The organism is Polaromonas sp. P1_E3 (genome assembly GCF_056405935.1).
In genome coordinates this window covers 1-1544 of the sequence record NZ_JBFUBD010000537.1, presented here as the reverse complement: position 1 = coordinate 1544, position 1544 = coordinate 1, and the positions used below count along the sequence as shown (strand labels likewise).

Annotated in this window: 2 protein-coding genes; one reads left to right on the top strand and one right to left on the bottom strand. The window is 59.6% G+C overall.

The genetic code is table 11. The features are described 5' to 3' along the window. Window positions 1-40 precede the first annotated feature (40 nt). Window positions 41-634, top strand: a complete 594-nt coding sequence (locus AC1D0Z_RS21425) for a nucleotidyltransferase family protein (protein WP_477660173.1) — start codon at window positions 41-43, stop codon at window positions 632-634. Between the two features lie 82 nt (window positions 635-716). Here AC1D0Z_RS21425 and AC1D0Z_RS21420 read toward each other — a convergent pair. After that, the coding region (locus AC1D0Z_RS21420; RefSeq protein ID WP_477660172.1) for an O-antigen ligase family protein at window positions 717-1544 on the bottom strand (828 nt) is incomplete at its 5' end.

Sequence of the window (1544 nt, the reverse complement as noted above, 5' to 3'; positions counted from 1 at the left end):
GCACTGAACAGCAAGAACATCGACTACGTCTGCGCGTCGATTGCCAAGGTCGTCTGAGGCCCTACTCCCGGGTGAATTCATCCGGGACGCGCTGCAAAACCGCCACAACCGGTTCATCCTGGAACACCTGCCTGCGCTGGGGTTGCCCGACGCATGGCTCGTGGCCGGATGTCTCTTTCAGACGGTCTKGAACCTGCGCTCAGGACAGCCGCCCGAAGTCCACATCAAGGACTACGACCTTTTTTACTTTGATCCTGCTGATCTGTCGGAGGCGGGCGAAACCGCGGTCAATGAGCGGGTCGGCGCCTGTTTCGCGGGCCGGGGCATTGTCGTGGAGGCCAAGAACCAGGCCAGGGTCCACACCTGGTACGAGGACTATTTCGGTTATCCCTACCCAGCCCTGCGCAGTTCCTGTGATGGCATCAATCGGTTCCTGGTGAACTGTACCTGCGTGGGCTTACGGCCAGGCCCTGCGGGGTTAGACGCTGTAGAGCTTTACGCCCCCAAGGGGCTGGACGCGCTGTACGAGGGCAAACTCAGCCCCAACCCTTTGTGCAATCACCTGCCGCTATTCAGGGAAAAAGCGCGGGCTTATCAGAATCGCTGGGGGTGGCTGCAGATTGTCCAGTCGTGAGCTGCTGTGACCTGTCGCCCTGTCAGGCCAGTCAATCGCTTGCGACGCTTGCGCCGTGCTGACCTCGCCCTCTAATTGATGTTCAGGCTACGGGACCATTCGCATCATCAAGGTTCATGGCGTGCTGCTGTTTAAAAGCCGGGGGCATGGCCGTGTCGGCCACACTTTTGGTGCCACGCGCGCGCAGACTTAAAGCAAGAAATAGCACGACCGTCAACGTAAGCCAATTCGCGCCGGAACTGTGTGTGATTACATTTTGCGTCAGTGACGCAATTGCCAGGCCAATGCAAGCCGCCATTCCCATCGCCGGCCACGGATTGTCGGCGGTATGGGCAGGGCCGCCAAGCCGATAAAACACAGAGATCGGACCGAACAGCAGCGCCAGCAAACCTACCAGCCCCACCAGGCCGCGCTTGGCCATCGCGTCGAGATATTCATTGTGAGCAACGCTGAAGCTTCCGGTGTAGGCAGTCAACTCACCACGATTGACCTGCCCAACGCGGATTTCATGGTAACCCCGGTTGCCGACGCCGATCCAGGGCGACGAACAGAATATCCCCCAGGCGTTGCGGAAATTCTCCAGCCGCGATCCGCTGCTGCTGACGGTCGTCGCACCCGGCCTGGCCTGTTCAAAGCGGGAAACATCCTCAAGTGCCTGACCGCTACGCTGGGCAATGTGCGCACGTGTGTGGATCATGGCCGCAGCCGTTGCAACGATCAGCAATGTAATCAGCAAAATCATCCGCAAACCAGGCAGACAGCGGCGCGATAACGACAAGGCCAGCGGCAACGCCGCCAGTGACAGTATGGCTGTCAGCGACCCGGACATCATGCAGGCAGCCAACGCAGCCAATGCGCCAGCCGCAAAAAACGGCATCAAGCGACGGTCACCGCGATAGTCGTTTATCAC